The sequence below is a fragment of the Bradyrhizobium sp. Kon69 genome (assembly GCF_055807515.1).
In genome coordinates this window covers 1-20,468 of sequence record NZ_JBVVOS010000025.1, presented here as the reverse complement: position 1 = coordinate 20,468, position 20,468 = coordinate 1, and the positions used below count along the sequence as shown (strand labels likewise).

Sequence of the window (20,468 nt, the reverse complement as noted above, 5' to 3'; positions counted from 1 at the left end):
CGCTTCGCGGAAACTACCAGCACAATTAAAGCAAGCGTCCCCGTGGCGTATGCGGGCCGAAAAATTCTGGTCGGATCGCTCATCTTTGATGTTAACATTCTAAACGTCGGACTGGACGTCCCGACTCCACAGGACGAAAGTATCCGAAACTGGCACTTAAACTGAGTGCTTCGCTTGCTTGACGCCTTTCATCGCTTTGATGACAGACGCGGGCGTAACTATAGCTCTAGCGGGGGAGGGCCAAGGAAGCGGCTGTAAAGGCCTAAACCAATATACGTGAGATCTATGCCGACACATTACAAGTCGCAATTACTCGAGACTGCCGTGCCGTGGCTCCAGGTCCGGGACCGTATGTACCTTGGGCTACAGCCTGCTGCACGATCGATCCTGACGATACTCGAATATTATGCCGAACGAGAGCTCGAACCGCTTGCCAATGGCGTCCCGCTTTTAACGGATGAGCAAGCCGAACTCGAACCGATCGTCGCGGCCTTAACGGTTGCGGGGGTGCTAAGCCAAGCGATGAGATCAGGTACGCTTGTCGCCACGTTGGCGCAGGTCGCTAGGACGCCCGACCTGTTTTACACGCATGAACTGGCGGCTGCCGTGCAATGGGAGCTGGCCCAGGACACTCAGCGCGCCCTTGAGGCGCCCGGAACGTTCAGCATGGATGTCTGGGCTACGGAAAACACCCGCGTTGCGTATACTTTCGGTCGGCCGACTGAGGAAATCCTAGCGAGCGCGGCTGCGCGGGCGCGCGACCGCAATCAGGAGGCCCGCACTCCCGGTCACCCCGAGCACCCGGCGCACCGTGAGCTGGCTGAGCGCCTTGGTCCGATCTTCCGGGCCGGCAAGGAGCAGATCTTCAGGCGCCGGGAAAAGGTGGTGCGCCGCGAACACGGCGAAGAGTTTCAAACTTACCAGGAAGGCGGGCCATTTTCAGATTTTCTCGAGCTTGTCCTGCCGCCGCTTCAGGATTTTCTACGTGAGAATCGCCTGCCGCCGGTAACCATTGCAGCCATCGTGCGCACCGCAATGTCGCACTCACGAGACAGCCGCAGCCGTCCGCCGGCCACCCCCGATTATTCCCACAAGGCCAGGCCCCTATCTTTTCGCACCTATCCTAAAGAGAACGGCCATCACGTGATGAGCCCTCACAGGAAGGGAACCTAAATTGTTAGACGATGAACATAGCCGCATGCCGGACGCGCTCACGGAGCCCGGTTCGCCCCGTGATCAGGGGCTGACCGACTTCCACGCAGACAGCCCGCCAGCTAACGCGGAGGGGCATCCATCACCAGTTGCCGGTGAGCCGCCCGCCGCCGAAGAAGCTGCTGCGGAAGCCGCTTCCAAGCTTGTTGCCGGCGAGGCCGTCGCGGTGGAAGACAAGGCGGACGAACAAGAGGTGGGAAATCAGGAGGAAGAGGAAGAGGAAGAGGAAGAGGAAGAGGAAGAGGAAGAGGAAGAGGAAGAGGAAGAGGAAGAGGACGACGACGTCTTCGATTACGAATCCTGCCAAGAGAACGAAGAGACGCGGAGTTACATGCCGCTTTCCATAGAGCAGATGCTTGAGGATCCGCCGCTTCCCCCCGGCGTTGACCAGTGCGACTTTCGCGAGATATTCAATTCGTATGCTGAGGACTATCGCCCGCCGCACCGCCCGAAGCGTGATATCGAGTTTCAGTGGGTTTGGCAGGCGGCGATGGCCCACGTGAACTTGATCTTGTTTGATAAGATGTTGGCGGCGATCGTGGCCAACGAGCGACGCGCAGCGGTGGAGGTCTTGTACAAGAAGGCCGCTGCCGTTGTGACGTCCTCGAAAGAGGAAGCCAAAAAGCTGGATTGGTCGGCGAAGGAAGCCGCGATGGAGTATTTTCTCGATCCCGATTACAAAAAGAAGTTCCAGAAAACGCTCGAGGATGCAGGCTTTACCGCGAACGCGGTAACCTCCGAAGCATTCCTGCGAGCATTGCCGCCCCTGAAGGAAATCGAACGCTTGAAGAAATCGGCCAAGAAAGAGCGTGATGAAGCCCTCAAGCAGTTGGACCTCGCCTACGACATGCGCAGTCCCGATCAGCAGATGCCACTGAGCGCGGCTGCGGACCGACGTTTCTATCTCGAGGTCAAGCGCGACAAGCAGCTTGCACGAGAGGAAGAACTCGAACGCGCGCAAAAGGCTGCTGAAGATGGTAACCCGCAAGCAGATCGCGGCGAATAGGAAAAACGCGGCCCGAAGTACCGGGCCGCGTTCACAACAGGGCAAAGCGCGGTCACGGATGAATGCGCTCCGCCATGGCCTTGCAGTCAAACTGCCGGGTTCCGACGAGACTTGGGATCAACTCGAATCGTGCTCCTTCGAAGACATTCGAGCTCGGATCGGTCTCGTTGAGAGCGAACGCGCGAAGTTGTCAATCTCCATCAGCAAGGCGATCGCTTCCAGCTCATCTGCCGCCGTCGTCCTGCAGCTCAAGAAGCTCGCAGCACTAGATCGGTATCTATGGCGAGCTCAAATCAAGCTGAAAGCCCTGTCAATGTGACTGTCGTGCTTCCGAAGCTTTTTTATTTAGTATCAGTGCCTTGCGGGTCATTTGCGTGGAAATTGGGTTCGTTCTGCCAACTTTTCCTGGGCGGTTACTTTTTGGAGCGCAAATGAACGTTTGCACCCAGGATTGGGGCTCGGTGCAGTGGGAAACCCTCTGTCTCATTGGCGCATTCACGTCTTCGGCTGGCTGAATTTCAATAGGCAGGAAAACAGCATGATGAGATTGACGATATTCAAAACCTGTGCGGGCGATGACCAGGCCAACACCATGAGACAAAGGGGTCGTTCTGTCTTCGCAGAACAGTCCGGCCCAATTAGCTCGCGGGCTTAAACTCCGGCTGCTGTTCTTTCTCGGCCATCGCCTCGATCTGCTCGACGAAATCCTGTCGCTTCTTCTGATCTTTGGCAAAGTCCCTGACCAGCCTCAACAACTGCAATTCCTCTACGGCCATACGATTGCAACCGAGATGGAAGAGACCAGCGTCAAAGGCTCGCATTACATGGATGTGCGCAACCACAAGGGTGAGAAGACGAAGGCCGCGCTGGAAGTCAAGTTCAAGCGTATCGCTCTCTTGCCTCGCATCGGGAAGCAGAAACGATCCAGCCTCGACCTGACAGTAATCGACACGCGAGGGAGAACGCTGGGACAACCTGTTCGGCATATGGATCTCAACCGAACGGTTGACACTTGCCGAATTCCGATCGTCGCAGGTAATCGCCCGGATATGCAATCCCTCATCTCAAAACTAAGATTTGCTACCATCCCGAGTTACGGCAAAACGCTGATGAGACTTGCCCATGTCGACCACCATTTCGATCTTCGCAATATGGATCGGCTTCAACGTAGCCGTTGCGGTTGCGTTGACTTTACGGAGCCCCGGACAAAATAGGCCCGCGTTGCAAGCGCGCGTGTTTCATGTGGTTGCGCGAGCAGAACTGACAGCGCCTCAATTTCCAGCGCATCGACCTGCGTACGATGGGCTGCAGACGAGGAAGATGGCCGCTCGCTGACGAATGGCTGAAGCTCGCGCGCAATTCTAGCGGTGGTGCATCCGATTAACCGCCACAATGAGGTCGGGGCGCTCTAGAATTTCCACCAGTTGGTCGAGAATGGCGCGCTCGTTGTTGCGCGGCTGCGGCTTCAAATACTCTTCCAAAATGATTTGCGCATCGCTGACGGCTTGAAGGGCCAGATCTTCATCATGCATGGAGTTAAACTCCGCTGTAATCCACAGATAATACAGCGTCGACTAAATTGGTTCCATTTAAATTAAATCCGGAGTTTATTCCTGCGGTTGGACGGACTGGACGCATAGGAATGGCTCAGCTAGTGCCAAAATTGAACCGCAACGTGAGAGGCGGACGTTGGTTTGTGGCCGTCAAGACAGGTTGCGGACCCGACTCTCATATCGGGATTTTGAGACTGAAGAGGGAGCCAAGGAATGGATATTGACCAAGTCCAAGTGTTGGCGGGCAAACCGGCAGCCTAGACGAGCGCGTACGGCACGTTCGACGCAGCAATTCGTCCAGCGGCAGTTTTTCGAGCAAAGGTTTTACACACGGCATACGCGCGGTAGACGACAGACCGTTCCGGGTGGATGGCGCGAAACCGTCGCGCCACAGACCGGTCATTCAACGTTTTCGCAGGAGCGGCGTTCCTAGAGCGGGTCCAGCACAATGGTATCGACCCTCAGGCAAGGTAGGCAGCGATAGGCGTACACAGCGGGCAGACCTGCAATCTCTGGAAGTCTCGCTAGGTACGCCATGGGCCGCCTGCACACATTGCAAATAAGGATCGGTGGATTGTCCCGCGTCATCCAAATAACCAAAAGCGGGCAGCGTAGGGTTATGGAATGCCTGGCGCATCTCCGGTCTATTACGGGAGACTGTCGAAATTCGGCGGGTCTCAACCGTTCGGTTGATGCGTCAGAGATTCAGACGCGGCGTCGGTCGCAGGAGCAGCCTCTCAGCCGTTCCTGCGACCTTCACTTTCGAGCTCCGGCGCTCTGATCCGCAATTGGATTGGCAGCCGGGAGCATGGGGCTGGAAAGCGAGCGTTGCCATGTTTTCCCGAAAGCAACAATGCTTAGAAACCCGAGTTCGGTAGTTATCCGGAGTCCATTTTCGGAACGGGGTGTTCTACTGTGAGAACACCGGCGCGATTTAAGCACGACCCAATTTTAAGTTGTCGGGAATGCCGCAGTGGGGCTGGAACCACGCTGCGGCTTTTCGCTGAGCGAACCCAAATTCTTTGTTGAGCCGTATCTGGCCGGAGCAATGTTTTCCGGGGGACGATTGTGAGCATCCAAGGCATCGTGGCGACTATATTGGAGCAAGAGCTGGCCGCGCGGGGCGTGCGGTCATTGCGGCATTCCGATTGCATGGAGATAGTGGAAAACCTACTCGTCCGCTTGAAGGAGCTGGACCAGGAATTAGCCGCGCGGAATAGCGAGCGAAGCTAGACGCTCACCACACCCTTGCCGGCGTAAGTGACCTCGGGACTGGGCGCCTATCTCTTCCGGAAGAAGCGGGCCAAATCCGCCAATAGGCCGAAGCTGAACCGAAAGCCCGCTGGCGGTCGCGGTCGGTCGGCTTCCGAAGCATTGCAGCGTGGGCAAGCATCGCCGGCTGCGCCGCAGCCGCAGGCGTGTGGACCGTCCCAAGAGCGGCCGGGGTGGGCTTCGCATACCCAGCCAGTATCTTCGCAGGCGGCGCAATGGAATGCAGCCGCGCGTCAACCAGACCTCGGGACAGCATCGCGGAGCCGGTCGTCATCAAGTATGCGGATCAGCCAGTCGATCGTGCGTAGCCGCGTCACGCTCGCGCGTCAGGTAGTCCGCCAGCAGTATGATGGCGAGGTCGTCGCTCGGCTCGATCCGCTCGGCGGGTTAGAGGCCAGCGGCTTCAGCCTCAATTGCGAGCCGGCAATCTCGGTGTGACCACCGGCGAGGAGCCGCTCAACGACGCCGTCGCTGATTACCTTGACACCGAAGCGCCAGCCTCCACGCGGCCGCCGCTGAAACGGGCCATGTTGGAGCAAGCGCAGGAAATAGCGCTCATTGTAGTTCTTCTGGTCGGTCATCACTTAGCTCCCCACGTGCCGGCGAGCAGGACCGTGATTTAGCGCTTGCGATAAGTCAACCGGTTACCGACGACATCTGCGGTTCCAGCCGGCAAGACGATCTCTAGGCACCGCGAAGCCGGGATCATGGGCGTCCCTAGCTGTGCCTTCTAACCCGCGCGGGCCAGTGCCGGCACCAGAGCGATGATCAGGAAAACGCAACGCCGATGCGTCCTTCCGACCGCCACACCGCTCGGCAGGAAAGCTGGGACTGCGCGCTCGGAATGATCAGTGTGAACTCGTGCGGAATGCCGGATGCGCTGGGCACGTCCAGGTTGGCGCCCAGATCGGAGAAGTTTCGGACGACGCAACTGAAGGAGCCTCCGGGAAACTCGATGAGTGCCGACTTGAATACACGTCGACGGCGAGCGGTTCGCTTTTCCATGGGGACGGGTTTTAAGCCAGCTCTTCTTACAGATCGATAAAGCTGTCGCGGAAAGTCGCGGCACAATTTGCGGGCCAAATAGAGAAATCGTTTACTTAGGGCTGGTCGGGCAAAGCGAGTCGAGCCTGCACTACCATTGAGCGAGACTTTACTCGGCAAGGCTACCGTTCTCCCGATGATCAAGGGCTTGACCATAGCTGCTCTTGTACTGGCAGCGGCCAGCCGCGTATGGTCCGGCCACGGGTCCGCACTGACCGCGCCCCGATGGCTGCAACGGTAGTTGGCGCACCAGACCACGACGCCCCAAACGCCCTTCTCCCGCATCTTGCCGAAGGTGATCTTGAGCGGGCGGCCGTCAGGGTGGGTGGGCGGATGGCTGAGCCGATGGGGTCGCTTGGCAGCGGTCTCATCATTGCCGGCCGCAAACTTCCTAGACGAACTGGCGGCATGTCCGACCAAGCCGCGCCGGACTGAATTTGGACAATGGTAACTTTAAATTAGGGCACGGAGCGTAGCGTGCGCCTGTTCGGTCGTCGCACACCCGAACGCTTCCTTTGGTACGCTTGGACCCCAGATCCGATCTCAACCCGGATCTGGGGTCTTTGCCTTTCGAGCGGCCAGAATAAAAATGCCGCCCGCGATGAGAATTAAGATTCAAGCGGGCGGTTTTTGCAGAAACACTCAATCCCGGGGCTGGCGGGGACTGAGCCTTTGAAAGCCGTGCACGATTTCAGCGCCCAGACCGGCATGGCTTACGATTGCTATCGTGCCCAATTTTATTTGAATCGTCATGTAGTCTATCCAGACTAATCGATACCGGGGTTTTGCATCATCCCCCTCGGGGCTGGAAGTCGCTGCCCGCGACTCATTCAAGCGGGCGGCGTTTTTGCACCCAGCGCGCTCCAGTATCGGCGCAAAGCCTTCAGACGCGTGATAACCATACGCCCGTTCAGGCCGACGTCGGTCATCTGCGGCGGCTCCCAAGACCTCACCCGCCTGAGCCCATGAACAGGCCGCGATTGATCGCCACAACGCCCGCCCGTCAGGCGAACAATGCGGGCAAAGTACGGACCTGGTGGGCTCCTCCCGTTAAGGTGTCTTTCCGCGATTTCCGTTTCTTCCAATTATCTATTGAAAGCAGCCCTCGTAAGCCTCAGGGCGGCATTGCAGGGAAGCCGTGCACCAAGTCAGCGCACTTAACCTTGAGAAGTGAGGTTAATCCGAACATTGACTTGAGACCGCTGCGCGCTTGCGCATTCATGGCAAGGCCGGACAGGGCTGGTCTTATCCCCAAATCGAATCCTCAAGACCACAATTTCAATTGTCCGGCACGGGCCGCCAGCGATACGCCCTAGGTCTGGCGGCCCACCCTTCTTTGCAAGGATGGTGACGCGGATGCCGTTCGAAAAACTTTCAGACCACTACATCACGCACATGTACGAGAGCATCCGCGATCAGGTCCGAGCCGATGCCAAGTCTGGCCTTCGCTTGACGAGCCGGCGAGAGCGCGCGCCGAGGAACTGCACCGCAACATTGATCGCCGGGCTTCCGCATGCGCTATGATCGTTCACATCACCACCAACCGCCATACCATCGAGCAGCGCGGTAAGATTGGCTCAGGGAGCGAGGCCCGGGATCTCTGCGCGGTGCGGAGGTGCTTCAGGGCATCCGGTGAGATTCGACGCCCCGGTTCTGATCGACACCTTCGCGCGAGCCCGCATGCACCCATGCTCTAGCCAGGATCTTTAGAGCTGCCTAGTTGTCGACGCGCGTTTTGACTGCTGCGCGGTGCAGCAAACGGCGGCTGGCGCGCGACCCCTGGTGTTTAGATTTCTCCAGGGGCTCACTTTGCGACCGTTGCGCTTTCCATGCTGATGTGGTCTGGCTCGTGCTTAACTTTTCCAAGTGACCAAATGCCAAATCATTCGACTACCGCAGCACTTGTTTTCCTAGTTTCCTTCGGGCCATGCTTTGCTCAGGAACAATCCTTAACCTCTCCATCCAGCGCCGGACCGAATGCGTTTGTCAGCTTCCTGGCGTTGATGTCGGGGAAGTGCAAGACGCTGAAGGTCGCCGGGCGCAGCTTCGCTTGCAAGACGCTGGTCTATGCCCACGGCGACAAGGGGCGGGTCAATTTCGCGGTCGCCGTCGACGATCCCGACGATGAGAACCACGTGGTATCGTTCTCCGGCGCGAACGGCAAGCGAGCCGACGACAATTCCTACGAGCTGGCGATCGATCTCATGCTGCTCAATTCTAAGGATCGGCCCAAGGTTGACGGACTGCCGGTGCCGGCCGAGCAGCCATCAACCGGTACCTGCCGCCAGACTGGCAATTTCGCTGCGAAGAAGGTGACTGATGTCACCTGCGCAGCGACCGACAATGAAGGCCGCCGATACGAGCTGCTGTTCGTCTCCGACGGCACGCCGGTGAGCGTGCGCCGCATCAGGCAGTCGGCGCCTTCGATCCAGGATCCGTTTAAGTGAAGCAGAGGAGTGCCGACGCAGAGATCAGAAAGTTTCCTCGGCTTGCAAGTTCCTCTTCTTTGATCCCGAGCCGCATGCGCTCAGCGTTGATGACAACTTTTCGCAGCCACTGCACGCGGTCCCTCGTGGCGCACATGGAGCGCGCCAAAAAGAGCGCCAACGCGCTCAAGTAGACTCCCGTGCTCTGTGCCACTCTCCCCCACGACTCAGGCGCGCCCTACCTAAGCGCAATTCTGCGCTTAGTGCATCGCCTCAGTACGGCTACGAATTATTTCGCAGAGGAGCAACTTGGCCACCGCTTCCGGGGGCGACCCGCCGACGTGGGTTGCCTTGCTTCCAAGGACGGATTGCACGTAGACGGCGCAGTTCTGGAGGAAATATGTCCCGTGATGCGCAACACCATCAATTGTGATTGTAATAGTCCGAACCACGGCAGGCCTTCCCATGTGAAGCCTCGCTCAAAAGCAGTCCTTGAAAATCACACGCATCAAATGCATGATTCGGGGTGGTCTAGAAACCCAAACCAGTGCTGCCCGTGTCACATGCTGAATTTAACCGCTATCCTAGCGGCAGATTCGAGTGTGCCATGTGCTGTCCGGCCTTTGGCCGGGGGGCCGTCGTGATGTCCAGAGGGAGTTGCCCCCAAAGTTTCTCCCTTAGAGGCGCCGCGCCTGTCTGACTGGCAGGTTTCTAGCCCCGGCTGCCGGTCATGGCCCCACCACCATGGAAAACGTCAGCGAACTGCCAGCGGACTCTACCGGCGCGATTTTATCCGCCCTCGGTATCCAAAGCAGGAGCGCGCAAGGGCTCTCAGCGACCTCGCCAGGCTTAGAAAAGAGGCTGCAGCGGAGATCACCGGCTGATCGCCTTCCTCGACCAGTCCGACCCTTACGTCATGACTGAGCTGGAGGAGGACATTTCGGCCGACCTGGAGGACGACGCCTCGGGCGGAGACGACGACCCGGCAGAGAATGACCTCGAAGACGGGCCATCACTCGGCAGCTGTGATCCGGCGGCGGCGATCAAACCCGGTGGGCCTCCGGTGGCCGGCGCGATCTGGAGCAGGACTATGCCGAGAGCGGGATTGTAACCATGACGGGCCGCTGGAGCAGATCGGCGCGCAGCACTGGCAGCAAGGGGTGACGGCATGACCCAGGGCACCCCTAGATCTCCTAAGGGAAGCGAAGAACTGAAGAACCGAAGAACCTCACCAGCTTGCTTGCTATTGTCCTCGCCGGGCCCGATGCGGACACCGTCATCGATGGGATGCACTAGGTAGTGCTTGATCAGCGCACGCCTGGATCTGATTAACGAGAAATTGGAATGCGCCTGATTCAGCTTCTGCCCATGCGGGCACAGCTACGGCTCGCCCGCCGTTGCTTCTGAACTGGGTCAGCGGCTGCATCGGCCTGAGCCTAGTCCAAACAAATGCGCCGCCGGGCACACAATACCTTCGGCCCGGCGACGTTTGTTTCAGTCCAGCCCTGAGATTGGGATTAGCAAAAAACCCCGGATACTCATGGGTGTAGGGAGGGAGTGTGAAGGTTCAGGTCCTCGATAAAAAAATACAAAGCCCCGCCGGTACACGCGGGCGGGCTTGCCTTAGCGCCCAAGGGCGGTTGCCCGGAAATACGGCATCATCTTCTCGAAGATCTCACCGCAAAATCGGTCGATTTCCCAACTGAGAGCGTCGCTAAAACCCGGGGCATGGTTGTGAATCGTTTTGCGGTCCGCAGCGACCTTTCTCGAAAGACCGTCCACGATAATCCACCCGGTTAGAACCTCACCGTTCCACTCTATTGTTTGTGAGCGATCGATGGACATTAAGCCCTCCTGTGCCTAGTCGGAGAATTGAGCATCACGTTTAACCAAAAGCTGTGGCGAGATCGCTACACAGGCCCGTCTAAAGATCCATATCCCCACCGGGCTAAAGCGTAGCCGAGCGCTACGTCTAAAGCGATAATGTCGCCCACCTGAACCGCACTCATGGCCAGCCTCCTCCTTGATTGGACGGAAGGTTGGAAGGTTCAATACCCGCCGGTTCACGTCGGTGGGCCTTCTCGTTATGAGAGGCAGGCTACAATAGCGAGAACCACGTCAGCGCCCAGCTCCCCCGAATACGTCGCGAAGATAAACCCGCCACCAACAACAAGCGCAATTGCTTTGAGCGTAATCATTTTGAACTCCCCTCGTTAATGAGCGGAGGTTCGACCTTCCCTGTTTCAGGGAGATTTCGCCGATTGGCGATAATGGCTTCGTCGTGGGTCAGAAAGGCCGGCTCAAGCTGGTGGGATGCTGCAAAGGCCGCAGCGGGAGGTTAAATCGCTGCGGCCCGCGCTGCAAAAAAGCCGGGTTTAAATTCACAATTATAAAAGGAGCCAGCCCCGGCAGCGGAATTGTGCGCTCACTTTACCTTAGAGCTTCGGGTGGACTTGGGTGTCTGCGATGAGCGACACCTCCTTTGTGGCCAATGTTGAATCCTGAGTGGCACAGAGCGGCCCCAGTCCGGGGCTGGCTGGGACTGGGGCCTTGGGCGCACTTCTCCCAAAGGCTGAGGGTTATCCTTCCTCATGCCTTTGCCACCCTAGTCAGACCTGTTGACCATTGCCACTTTTTCCTAGGCAGAGAGTAGGCATGGCTGGCCTGCAAGGCAACCCGCAAACAGGCTTTGGAGTCTAACGAAGAGTTCGAGGTTGCGAATTGCGGAGGCTCGCCGCTGCTGAATCCGATCTGGCCTGAGCCCCCGGTTGTCCCATCCGGCGCACACCAACCTCGGCTCGATATCGGACAAGCGAACTTCGTCCCGCCAGTGATCGGCGCTGATGTATTCGTGCACGCGGCATGGTGACCACGGTTGTTGCATCTCCTTCAAAAGGGCGAAACATACGCGGACGGCGTCGAACGTCTGCGCCGGCAAGACGGCGGACTGGCGGCTGACGAAAAGCGCGCCGGCGTCCATCAAACCGGCAGCAGCTCAATCGACGCCAACGTTGCCCGCGCTGCATATTTGGCCTGGGTGGGGGCTCCGGCCCGCCGATCCGTGCGCACCGAGCCGAAAGTCGATACCGAGAGTTGAAAAGCGGTCACCTCATGATCAAGATCGCGGACGATGAGGGGCGGTTAATCGACATGCAGACAGGTTGGGCTGTTCTCGAAGAATTTTGCTGGACTTGTCCTAGCTGAGCTGAGCGCGCTGCCGCAAGATTGGCGGAGCACAATCTCGCGGGCGTCGCTGCGTCGAGAAGGAATTGTTCAATCAGCGGGAGAGGCTGGGGAGCGCACTCGCGAGAAAAGCTGCGGTTTTGCAAGAGAGATCGAAGATGCATAATGACTGCGATGGTGGGCCCCATGAAGAATTCTTTGCCCACCTTGACGGCCGGATCGTCAGCACTGTCGATGCAGCCAAGGCTGCTATTGCACGCCTTCCGCCAGCCAAGCAGGCCTAAGCGGCCTGTGATATCGCGGCGGCGCTCATGGAGGGTCTCGACCAGCTGCGAGAAGCAATTGATCAAGCCAAGGCGCGGCTGCTCGGCAGTTGACGGCTCGGTGCTTTGGATGCCGATGATGTCGATATAAGCGTCTTCAGGGCCTCACTGAACCCTTTGGAGTTTCTGCCCCTACAACGCGGCTTTCGGGGTGCAGCTGAAGTCCTCCCGACTTTATCCGACCACAGGTATTACGCCTGTATCGAACAATACTGGTCAGGTTTTCTGACGCAATGTTGGCTGGTGGTTTGAGCAGCCCACGCTGTCTGCGCCCCCTTTCTCTTGAGCGATGCTGAGCTACTGTGCATCGAAAGAATTTAGTACCGCGTTCTCGACCTTTAACCGTGCTCGTGGTTGTATGTCGTGATTGCAACCAAAGGAGCGTTAGATGAACCGTTTACTTTCAATCATAGCTATTGCTGCGCTCGCTATTGCCTTTTCACCAGCAGCAAAGGCGCAAACAGTTAGCGGTGCTACAAAATCGCCAGCAGCAGCGAACCCACCTGTCAAGAGCACGGCCGGGAAGAAAAGGATGATGACATCGTGCACTCCCCGTCAAAAAATGTCCGGAGCCCCTTGCTCCTAGCAGCACGTCCGGCCGCCGAAGTTGCCCGCCTCTTTCTTCTCAATATCGGTTGGCAGCCTTAGCCGAACCATGCTGAACCGCAGTCATTGTGGGCTACTAGCCAGGCGCCGTAGCGTCGGACAGATTACCCATGAGCGAGAGCGAACCTCCCAAGCCGAAGCCCAGACCGTCGCGCGCTGAGGAAACTTGGCGACTGGTCCAAGAGGAAATCGATCAGCAGCGCGCAACCCTTGACGAGCAACGCCGCAAACTGAGTTGAGACCCGCAGGTACACGCTGCGGCTTGTTTTTAGAGCAATGTCAGTTTGGGGCGGGGCGTCGCGAGAAGGGGAGATCAGGCTCCGAATTCGATCTTGGTTCCATCGAGTCGAGGGATTGCCGTGGGTATTTACTTACTCTCACTCTCGGTGTGCGTTGTTGCGGTTCTTATCTTCGTGGCATTCCGATAGGGCCGACTGTTGACGCATCCGTTGCTGAGAATCATCACCCTTGGGCCGAATTAGGAGATTCGGCCGGTTATCTTTGACTGTGCAGAGTGTGGGCGTTCAACTCCATAGCCTGGAGACGAACGTGATCACTTGGCTACTAATCCTCCTCATCGCCATAAGCGTGCTGATCGTAGTAGCGCACGCGGTTGACGCGTTGCGCTCATGATGTTCGCCGGCGTGAAGGCGCCATGGCTGCGTTCACCATGATCCGATGGTGCGAGCTCAACGGCGTGAACCGATAGGGTGTTCAGGCGAGCCTATCCCTGATCCGGGCGAGCCTATTGGCAACCCGTTCGGGGCGGTGCCCGCACCTGCGTTACGCCTAGCTTGTGCGTTTGCAGGCAAGCCTCCTGGCGCGTTGGGGTCCGTGCTTTTCGTCGTGCTTGAGGCGCTGTTGCCTGCAGACGATTGGTTGACGCCGCTTCCGGTCGTGGTCTGGCCGGCTCCGCCAGTTGTAGGGGATTGGTTGCCAGCTCCGGTCTGACCGGTCGCGCTCGAAGACGATCCGCCGTTGGAAGCCCCGGAACTGGCCGAAGAGCCGCCACCGCCTGCGCCACCACCGGCGCCGCCGCCACCACCTCCGCCCCCACCGCCACCTTGAGCGAATGCGCCTGCGGAAAGTACTAACGAGGCTACTGCAACGATTATCGACGTCCGGACCATGCTCTTTCCTTCCATACTTGGACAGGCAATCGTCGCAAGGCACGGGAGTTCCTAATCAGTGTTCACGATGGCCAGAGAGACTGAAGGGCTCAAATCTCAAAGGGTTCTTTCTTCTGCTTTCGTCGACAGGTCTGGCTTACCGTGTCAATCGGCGTTCGACTGGGGACCCCCTGGCGGCATCCATGCCGAAACACAGCTTGGGGTCAGGTCCGGCCCTTCGGGCACGGGGCCGCATTAGCGCTGGACTTCTATGATGGTGCGCGGTCCCGCCGCCGGCTCACAGCATCGACTGCGGGCTAGCCGTCTTGGCAGGGAATACCGAAGTTGTCACAAGCCAGAGCGAATGACTCCTTTGCTTTTGTATCCTCGAAGCAGAAGCGAGTGCCGACCTCCGCCTGATCGATCCACCAATCGACGTTACTGCCTTTCGCGATGCGGGAGGCTTCGCCGCGTAATAGGTCCAGTTGTCTTCCTGCAGCACGAACGATCAGGCAATTTTTTTGTTTGGACACAATCTTCTCCAATGGCACAGGACGCCGAAGTCATTGGTACAAGTACGGCGGCCAGATTGATCGCGCTAAGCGCCGTGAACACGAAGGCCGCAGCACGGGACTGCTGCTGCGGCCAGCGCGGTCGAAAGGTCCGGGTGAAAAGGACTAAGTGAAATATCAGCCAGCCCCGGTGCGATGATCGTATCGCAGCATATCTGGCTCGCAATATGATCTATTTCACAATCGGCACAGGCTTAACAGTCAAGGTGTGGGGTGACCCGCCGGGGCTGGCTGAAGCTGGCGGGTCCTCAAATCGGGTCCCACCGGTTCACGCTGGTCGGTCGCTATGCTAGCACGCCGGAGCCGTGCGGAACGTCGCGGCGTCGGTCGCAGGAGCAGCCCTTTAGCCGTTCCTGCGACCTTCATTTTCGAGGCTCCGGCGCTCTGATCCGCATTTGAATCGGCAGCCGGGAGCATTGGGGGCTGGAAGCCAAGCCGTGCCATGTTCGCTCTAATGTGACAAGGTGCCACCGGTAGTTGTACGGAGTCCATTTTCGGAACGGGGTGTTCTACTGTCGGAACACCGGCGAGATTTGAGTACCAAGCTATTTGCAGTTGCCCGGGATGGCCGCAGTGGGGCTGGAACCAGGCTGCGGCCTTTCCCCTGAGTGAACCCAATTCTTTGTTGAGCCGTATCTGGCGGCGCAAATGTTTTCCTGCGGGGGATTAGTGAGCATCCAAAGCATAGTGGCTACAATATTGGAGCGCGAGCTCGAGGCGCGTGGCGTGCATTCGTTGAGGCATTCTGACTGCATGGAGATCGTTGAAAATCTACTCGTTCGCTTGAAGCAGCTGGACCAGGAATTGGCCGCACGAAACATCGAGCAAAGCTAACTACTCCCTCCATCTAAAGAGACACGGCCCCGGCTTCAGGGGGGCTCCTTGAGGGTGGCCGGGGCCGCTCCGCCAGCTCTGGGCGGCGAGCCGGCGGTGTTTAACTTTCAATCAAGTTCCATGTTCCTTTTCGGCAATAATAGCGGCATATTTAAACATAATTTAATGTGCCGCTTTTCCGATGAGGTCTTTGCCATGACCCAACCAGTTGAAGATCTGCAGATGCTGCGCCTGATCAAAGCCTTTCAGAACATCACCGACAGGGACACTCGACGCCTCGTCCTGTTGTTCGTCGAGGAGCAGCTCGACAAGCAGCTGGCACAGTCGCGTCGAAAGCTCGGCCGGCCCGAGCACTGAGGCCGATTGCAGGTTTCCGACTTTGCCATTAGCGTTCCCGTTGGGGAACGCGATGAAAGACATGCTCGAACATCTTGCGACACTCCGCGAGCAGATCGTGAAGTGCGAGCAATTGAGAGACGCCGCAAAGTCCGTCATCAAGCGCGAAGCCTTCGCGAGGGTCGTCGCGCACTACACGATCTTGGCAGCCGAACTGGAACGCGCAATTTCCCAAACCGAGAACGAGTAAGGCCGCCTTGATTGGGCGGGCGCCTGCTCAGCCGCAGGCACTGCCGCTATTGCGAGGTCCAGGCGGTCTGCGATCAGTGCAGCGCCGCGCGGATGTTCTATGATGAGGGCTTTACATTTGCGGTGTTGAGGCCATGAACCCTAGAAATTCCATTTACCACCCGCTGCATGTTCGGCTGTCGAATGAGCGTGGACCGATCGTTCGGCTAACGTTCGCCGAAATCGAGGACGTCCTAGGACGCAAGCTCCCGGCGTCGGCTCGAAAGTTCACCTCGTGGTGGAGCAACGAGAACGTCCGCGCGGGTCACAGTCAAGCACGCGCTTGGCTCGATGCTGGGTTCGCCGTCAAGGTCTCGCTAAAAAATCTGACGGTTGAATTCGAACGTGGAGCGAAGCCGAGCTGATCGCAGCGCCTCACCTCACCAGCTAATTAGGGTCGCGCGCTTCGTCCTGATTTGCGTCACTCTTTCCAGTGCAGCTTGGCGCAGTTGGGGCATTGGTACACCCCGACTTCGCGACCGGATTGGGTGTCGAGAACGAAGGTTCTCAGGATTGTTGGCACGTCGCAGTTCTCGCAGCGTGGATGCTGCTCGGCTCTGGCCACTCGCTTCAGCATTGATTCGGTCCCCCGGCATTCGGGTGGATACAACGCGCGCCGCAAGGGTGCCTTCACGCAAGTTAAGCGCGGGGCTTTTGATAGCGGAGCAGATTGTGCAGCGCGCATGACGCCAATACGAGCGCACATCGTCGGGCCGCCGCCTGCCATGAGGATTACCGCCACCATCGCGGCTCGCTATTCAGGCGCGGCGTGTTCTCTTCTTGGCAGGCTGCTGATGCAAGCTCAGGAAGCCGTCTGGCAGCGCGATCGACTCGTCAAACGGACCACGTCATTCCTTCGCCAGCAAATCCTCGCTCGGCCTAAGCAGCCGCACGTAGGTACCGCTCTCGTGCAGCTCCAGCCAGCCCTTCTCGACAGCGCACCTGATGCCGGCGCCGAACTCTGCCCCGCTTGCCTTAAGCGTGTATAGGAATGGGTAGTTGATCTTCTCGATATGGATTCTGCCGTCCTGTACCGCCTCGATTCTCGAAGCCAGCTGAACGAGCTGACGCGCGGCGGCTTCCGGATTGGCAAAACGGCGCTCGGTGACGTGCTTCATCGCTGGAATCAAAACCTCAAGCGGCCCATGCTTGGCCTGACTTGCCCGCGACTGTCATGCCAGTTTGGGAGATATGCACAGATCCTGCGGCGCCGCATGCTGAGCAGACGAGACGCAAGCCGACTCGCGACCACGGCTGAGCTTGCAGTAGTGTGTCGAGCCGCACGTCGACCCTGCGATCGCAATGGCCGTTTAGGCATTGGATGCTGCAGGTCACATGTCGGCCAGCCATTCCGCACGGCTGCGGGGCGGATAATGGCCAGACCATTATATCGACGAGCGGGATGCCGCCAGCAAAGCTGGCATCTTAGGAATCTCGCAAATTGTCGATTCCTAGTTAGCTCGGAACGCGGGCGAGCTACCGCTTATCGTAGTGGGTTCAGGCAGGTGCTCCCCTGAGCCGGCAGAATAGAGCCGCCGGGCAGACAATACCTTGTCCCGGCGGCTTGATATCCGTCCAGCCCCGGGAAGGGATTAGCAAAATCCCGGATACTCGTCAGTATAGGCGCGCGGTGTGAAGGTTCAGTTCGCTTTTAAAATATACCCCAAAGCCCGCCGGCTCATGCCAGCATTGCCATGCTACAATCCAAGGGACGATTTATGGTCTTCTGCTCGCTTGATTGATGCCGAGGCAGGCCACTATTTTCTTATAGCGATTTGATCAACTGCAGGTAGGGAGTTCGCAGAATGATTAGGCCGATCTTATTTGCTTCCTTTGCTCTGGCTTTGGTCGCAGGCGCTGTACAGGCTCAGCAGGGCGCGCCTCGCAACCCGCAAAAATTGGAAAAATGCCAGCAGCTCGCCACCGAACGTGGGTTTTCGAGTGCGGGCGGAAGAGGAAAGGGACAAGGTCGCGCAAAGCGGGAGTTCGTGATCGCCTGCATGCACGGGAAGCAAAGCTAAGCAGTCGCTTCGAGCGGCTATCTTCGGACGACCCACCGCCGGCCACCGCCGGTCACGCTGGCGGCCATACGGCGAAGGCCGCAGCGGGAGGTTAAATCGCTGCGGCCCCGCGTGGTCAATGCAGCCGGGTTAAAAGAACCAAGTGAAATATGAAGCCAAAATTCTGCCCCAGCTTCGTCTCGTTTGCAAATACAAATTCGGTGGAACCGAAATCCACGCAGTGGGCATTTCGTTCCAGAAGTGGAACAATTCTGCTAATCTCCGCTCCGAGCGAACTGGAGCTTGGCGCGTGCGAAACCACAAACCTAAGCAGTGGACCAAGGGCGAGGTACAGATGCTGATCAAAATGGTCAACGTTGGCTCGACCGCGGGTGAAATCGCAACCGAGCTTGGAAGGTATATCGCGTCCGTCAAACGTGTGGCCCGAGACATGGGATTTTTGCTCCGAAGCGAGAGGAGCGCTGCACAGAGACGTAGACGTATAAGTCGCCTGTAGAATCGCTCTATGCTGGCTCAGCCAAACCTTACGGGGAAAGCAGGGAATGGTTAGGCCCGGCGCGTCTTACCGGACAAGGACGCGTCGGGCCGCGAGTGCGTAAACGCGCATTGCGCAAGCTGGCGGCGCCTTGTTTTTGGGAAAAATACGGGTTACCTAGCGAGCGCTTGGGGCTGCGGCTTGCGGCTGCTGAAATCGGTCTGACCCCAGCCCCTCGGTTGCCGTATCCGGCGCACACAAACCGCGGCTCGACCTCAGAGAAGCGAACGTCGTCCCGCCCAACGATCGGCCCTTAGAGCAACGTGATGGCCGCAATGGCAGTGGACCAGGACATTCGCGTAGGCCCATCTCGCGCATCACACTGAAGGTGCCTTCTGCATGCCGCATGCCGGTATCCAAGTGTCGTGGCGGCGAGCGTCAATCGGCCCGGCGCGGCCAGGGAACGTATTCGGCTTCAGGTCTTTCCCGTCCTGGGGCCGCTTTTTGGCAAAACTGACCGAAAGCTAAGTCACACACTGAAATGCGCGCCTGTGGAAGTGGGTGGCATCGCCCCGAATGTCGCGGCTTCGATGCTACCAGCCTAACGGATACCCTTTGGTAGGGAGCCCGCCGGCTCCTTGAATCCTGGCGCCCAGGGGGAGGCTCCGGGGCGGGCTGGCGGACCGTCCATGACGCGGCACGGATGCCTTCTTACGCGGCCGCCCTTCTCGTCATTGGCGCACAAGCTTAGACCGCATACCAGTCAGCATGGTGTAGGCAAGGCGACGCCAGATCAGGTTCATCAGGACTAGCATGTGGCATCCCCGTGTTCGATGCCGCCACTTTCGACCCCCTCTGTTTCAGCAAGATTTCGCGGGGCCGGGAAATGGCTTCGTGCGAGGTCGGGGTCGGTTCCCCGGTGCAGGTCGGCATGGCGGCGAGTTAATTGACACCGCCAAGGGAGGTCTGAGCGATCGGTATCATAATGGTGCCCTGTCGCGGCCGCTCCGCGGGTGAGCGGGAAATCTCATTCTCCAGTGGCAATCGGAACGCCGCGGCTGATCGTACAGAAATGGAAAAGCTGCGGGGACCAGTCACGCTGGCGGGGCTTTCGGTTTTTGATTAGCTGCGGCACGAGCGGCGCCTTTCAAGGCCGCTTCGATGGTCTTGAGCCGCGTACTTCGTCGGGATCTTCCGCTTTGCTGCTTAGGCGTTGATGATCGGGACACTCTCGTAACTAGCCACAGATCGCTGCCGCAACTAGCGCATTCATAACGCTTCAGTTCGTAGCCTTTGGTGACGGGGAAAACAGCTTTGAGCAGTCGAGCTTGGCTACAAACGGTGCATCCGGCTTCGCCGTTCACGATCGCCTCCCGCAGGCAATTTGGCCGCAACGATGGAAATCAAAACTGAGTCTCGGTTCAGCAGCAATAGCGGCTCACGCTGGCGGGGCCTATTTTCGATAAGGCCTCCCGGTAGTCGTCCGGAGGTGTAAACGCCGGCCATTGGAATTACCGTTCTCACCTTTTGGCGGACCAGCAATGGCGCAAGGCGGTGGCACGGACAAGGCACCAACCCTCATTTGCAACAGATGTCAGCGTCCAATGGAGTTTCTCGCGTCGCTGCCGGCAATTGCAAACCTGCCCGCCGCCGCCTATGCCTACAGGTGCATGCCCTGCCTGAGAGTTGAAATTCTGAGCTGAAGGAACGCGCCGGAGGATTAGAATTCGAGCGGCTGGCGGACGTTCGAGGTGGCAAATCGAACGGCATCGCGTCGCTCGACCGGTGCGGAGAATGTCGCCTCTGTCAGGCGGCCAAGCTCATGCCGCCGATCAGCATGGCTCGCGCAGCTTCGTCGCCGTGAGTAAGCCGGAGGGCGGTCACGATGACGGCAATTGCGTCGGGGTTCTTCAGAGCCACAGCAGGTTCGCTTTGCCAGCAAAATATGATGCCGGATGCCGCCCCTTTCACGCAGGCGATATCGAGCCATTGCGAAGATATCTCAAAGCGACAAATGCCACCGGCCCATCCGCACTTGCGGAATGCGGGCGCCGCCTTCAGGGTCTAGTCGTGTGGGTCGTTTCCCTTCGGCTCCTGCAAGAATTTTGGCATGTGTCCACGCGCTTCACGATCACGCGGGGCGGGGCGTTCGGACGGGTCGCGACCGAGCTTGGACTGCAGCTCGACGAGGTCGGTGAAGACGTCGGC

The 20,468-nt window shown here is 58.4% G+C and carries 14 protein-coding genes and 1 pseudogene; 7 read left to right on the top strand and 8 right to left on the bottom strand.

Going from position 1 to position 20,468, the window contains the following annotated elements; all coding sequences use genetic code 11:
- Window positions 1-285 precede the first annotated feature (285 nt).
- From AC0L3U_RS28820 to AC0L3U_RS28810, 3 genes are read left to right on the top strand one after another with little or no spacing between them, the layout of a single operon-like run.
- A complete protein-coding gene (locus AC0L3U_RS28820) occupies window positions 286-1,173 on the top strand; it encodes a hypothetical protein (RefSeq protein ID WP_473291797.1) in 888 nt (295 codons plus the stop codon).
- A 25-nt stretch (window positions 1,174-1,198) separates the two neighbouring features.
- On the top strand, window positions 1,199-2,218 hold the full coding sequence (locus AC0L3U_RS28815) for a hypothetical protein (protein ID WP_473364089.1): 1,020 nt from the start codon (window positions 1,199-1,201) through the stop codon (window positions 2,216-2,218).
- A gap of 58 nt (window positions 2,219-2,276) precedes the next feature.
- Complete coding sequence (locus AC0L3U_RS28810; protein ID WP_473291801.1) at window positions 2,277-2,537, top strand: hypothetical protein; 261 nt, start codon at window positions 2,277-2,279, stop codon at window positions 2,535-2,537.
- 319 nt (window positions 2,538-2,856) lie between these two features.
- On the opposite strand, the gene AC0L3U_RS28805 is transcribed toward AC0L3U_RS28810, so the two are convergent.
- The 4 genes from AC0L3U_RS28805 to AC0L3U_RS28790 form a co-directional block, all read right to left on the bottom strand.
- Window positions 2,857-3,204, bottom strand: a complete 348-nt coding sequence (locus tag AC0L3U_RS28805; RefSeq protein WP_473364088.1) for a hypothetical protein — start codon at window positions 3,202-3,204, stop codon at window positions 2,857-2,859.
- A 375-nt stretch (window positions 3,205-3,579) separates the two neighbouring features.
- Complete coding sequence (locus AC0L3U_RS28800; RefSeq protein ID WP_007606679.1) at window positions 3,580-3,750, bottom strand: hypothetical protein; 171 nt, start codon at window positions 3,748-3,750, stop codon at window positions 3,580-3,582.
- A 1,619-nt stretch (window positions 3,751-5,369) separates the two neighbouring features.
- Complete coding sequence (locus tag AC0L3U_RS28795) at window positions 5,370-5,624, bottom strand: hypothetical protein (protein WP_007606680.1); 255 nt, start codon at window positions 5,622-5,624, stop codon at window positions 5,370-5,372.
- A gap of 187 nt (window positions 5,625-5,811) precedes the next feature.
- Window positions 5,812-6,243 carry a PilZ domain-containing protein gene (locus tag AC0L3U_RS28790; protein ID WP_473364087.1) on the bottom strand — a complete coding sequence of 144 codons (432 nt, stop codon included), beginning with the start codon at window positions 6,241-6,243 and terminating at the stop codon, window positions 5,812-5,814.
- Between the two features lie 1,718 nt (window positions 6,244-7,961).
- Between AC0L3U_RS28790 and AC0L3U_RS28785 the strand changes: the two genes are divergently transcribed.
- The gene (locus tag AC0L3U_RS28785; protein WP_473364127.1) at window positions 7,962-8,534 is read left to right on the top strand and encodes a hypothetical protein; all 573 of its coding nucleotides are present in this window, start codon (window positions 7,962-7,964) and stop codon (window positions 8,532-8,534) included.
- 1,602 nt (window positions 8,535-10,136) lie between these two features.
- Here AC0L3U_RS28785 and AC0L3U_RS28780 read toward each other — a convergent pair.
- The gene (locus tag AC0L3U_RS28780) at window positions 10,137-10,358 is read right to left on the bottom strand and encodes a hypothetical protein (RefSeq protein ID WP_456765786.1); all 222 of its coding nucleotides are present in this window, start codon (window positions 10,356-10,358) and stop codon (window positions 10,137-10,139) included.
- Window positions 10,359-14,051: 3,693 nt separating this feature from the next.
- The gene (locus tag AC0L3U_RS28775; RefSeq protein ID WP_456765785.1) at window positions 14,052-14,267 is read right to left on the bottom strand and encodes a hypothetical protein; all 216 of its coding nucleotides are present in this window, start codon (window positions 14,265-14,267) and stop codon (window positions 14,052-14,054) included.
- A 921-nt stretch (window positions 14,268-15,188) separates the two neighbouring features.
- On the opposite strand from AC0L3U_RS28775, the gene AC0L3U_RS28770 reads away from it, so the two are divergent.
- From AC0L3U_RS28770 to AC0L3U_RS28760, 3 genes are all read left to right on the top strand, one after another.
- Window positions 15,189-15,497 carry a hypothetical protein gene (locus AC0L3U_RS28770; RefSeq protein ID WP_473364086.1) on the top strand — a complete coding sequence of 103 codons (309 nt, stop codon included), beginning with the start codon at window positions 15,189-15,191 and terminating at the stop codon, window positions 15,495-15,497.
- A gap of 52 nt (window positions 15,498-15,549) precedes the next feature.
- Complete coding sequence (locus AC0L3U_RS28765; RefSeq protein ID WP_456765783.1) at window positions 15,550-15,726, top strand: hypothetical protein; 177 nt, start codon at window positions 15,550-15,552, stop codon at window positions 15,724-15,726.
- A gap of 133 nt (window positions 15,727-15,859) precedes the next feature.
- Window positions 15,860-16,129, top strand: coding sequence for a DUF7662 domain-containing protein (locus AC0L3U_RS28760; RefSeq protein WP_456765782.1), 270 nt, complete (start codon window positions 15,860-15,862; stop codon window positions 16,127-16,129).
- Window positions 16,130-16,612: 483 nt separating this feature from the next.
- On the opposite strand, the gene AC0L3U_RS28755 is transcribed toward AC0L3U_RS28760, so the two are convergent.
- Both AC0L3U_RS28755 and AC0L3U_RS28750 read right to left on the bottom strand, forming a co-directional pair.
- Window positions 16,613-16,882, bottom strand: coding sequence for a hypothetical protein (locus AC0L3U_RS28755; RefSeq protein ID WP_456765781.1), 270 nt, complete (start codon window positions 16,880-16,882; stop codon window positions 16,613-16,615).
- Window positions 16,883-20,324: 3,442 nt separating this feature from the next.
- Window positions 20,325-20,468, bottom strand: a pseudogene (locus AC0L3U_RS28750) (LabA-like NYN domain-containing protein); the annotation flags it as partial.

Bases quoted from the DNA above. Each gene is read 5' to 3' on its own strand.
- AC0L3U_RS28820 (WP_473291797.1), top strand. From the start codon at position 286: ATGCCGACACATTACAAGTCGCAATTACTCGAGACTGCCGTGCCGTGG.
- AC0L3U_RS28815 (WP_473364089.1), top strand. From the start codon at position 1,199: ATGCCGGACGCGCTCACGGAGCCCGGTTCGCCCCGTGATCAGGGGCTG.
- AC0L3U_RS28810 (WP_473291801.1), top strand. From the start codon at position 2,277: ATGAATGCGCTCCGCCATGGCCTTGCAGTCAAACTGCCGGGTTCCGAC.
- AC0L3U_RS28805 (WP_473364088.1), bottom strand. From the start codon at position 3,204: ATGCCGAACAGGTTGTCCCAGCGTTCTCCCTCGCGTGTCGATTACTGT.
- AC0L3U_RS28800 (WP_007606679.1), bottom strand. From the start codon at position 3,750: ATGCATGATGAAGATCTGGCCCTTCAAGCCGTCAGCGATGCGCAAATC.
- AC0L3U_RS28795 (WP_007606680.1), bottom strand. From the start codon at position 5,624: ATGACCGACCAGAAGAACTACAATGAGCGCTATTTCCTGCGCTTGCTC.
- AC0L3U_RS28790 (WP_473364087.1), bottom strand. From the start codon at position 6,243: ATGGTCAAGCCCTTGATCATCGGGAGAACGGTAGCCTTGCCGAGTAAA.
- AC0L3U_RS28785 (WP_473364127.1), top strand. From the start codon at position 7,962: ATGCCAAATCATTCGACTACCGCAGCACTTGTTTTCCTAGTTTCCTTC.
- AC0L3U_RS28780 (WP_456765786.1), bottom strand. From the start codon at position 10,358: ATGTCCATCGATCGCTCACAAACAATAGAGTGGAACGGTGAGGTTCTA.
- AC0L3U_RS28765 (WP_456765783.1), top strand. From the start codon at position 15,550: ATGAAAGACATGCTCGAACATCTTGCGACACTCCGCGAGCAGATCGTG.
- AC0L3U_RS28760 (WP_456765782.1), top strand. From the start codon at position 15,860: ATGAACCCTAGAAATTCCATTTACCACCCGCTGCATGTTCGGCTGTCG.
- AC0L3U_RS28755 (WP_456765781.1), bottom strand. From the start codon at position 16,882: ATGAAGCACGTCACCGAGCGCCGTTTTGCCAATCCGGAAGCCGCCGCG.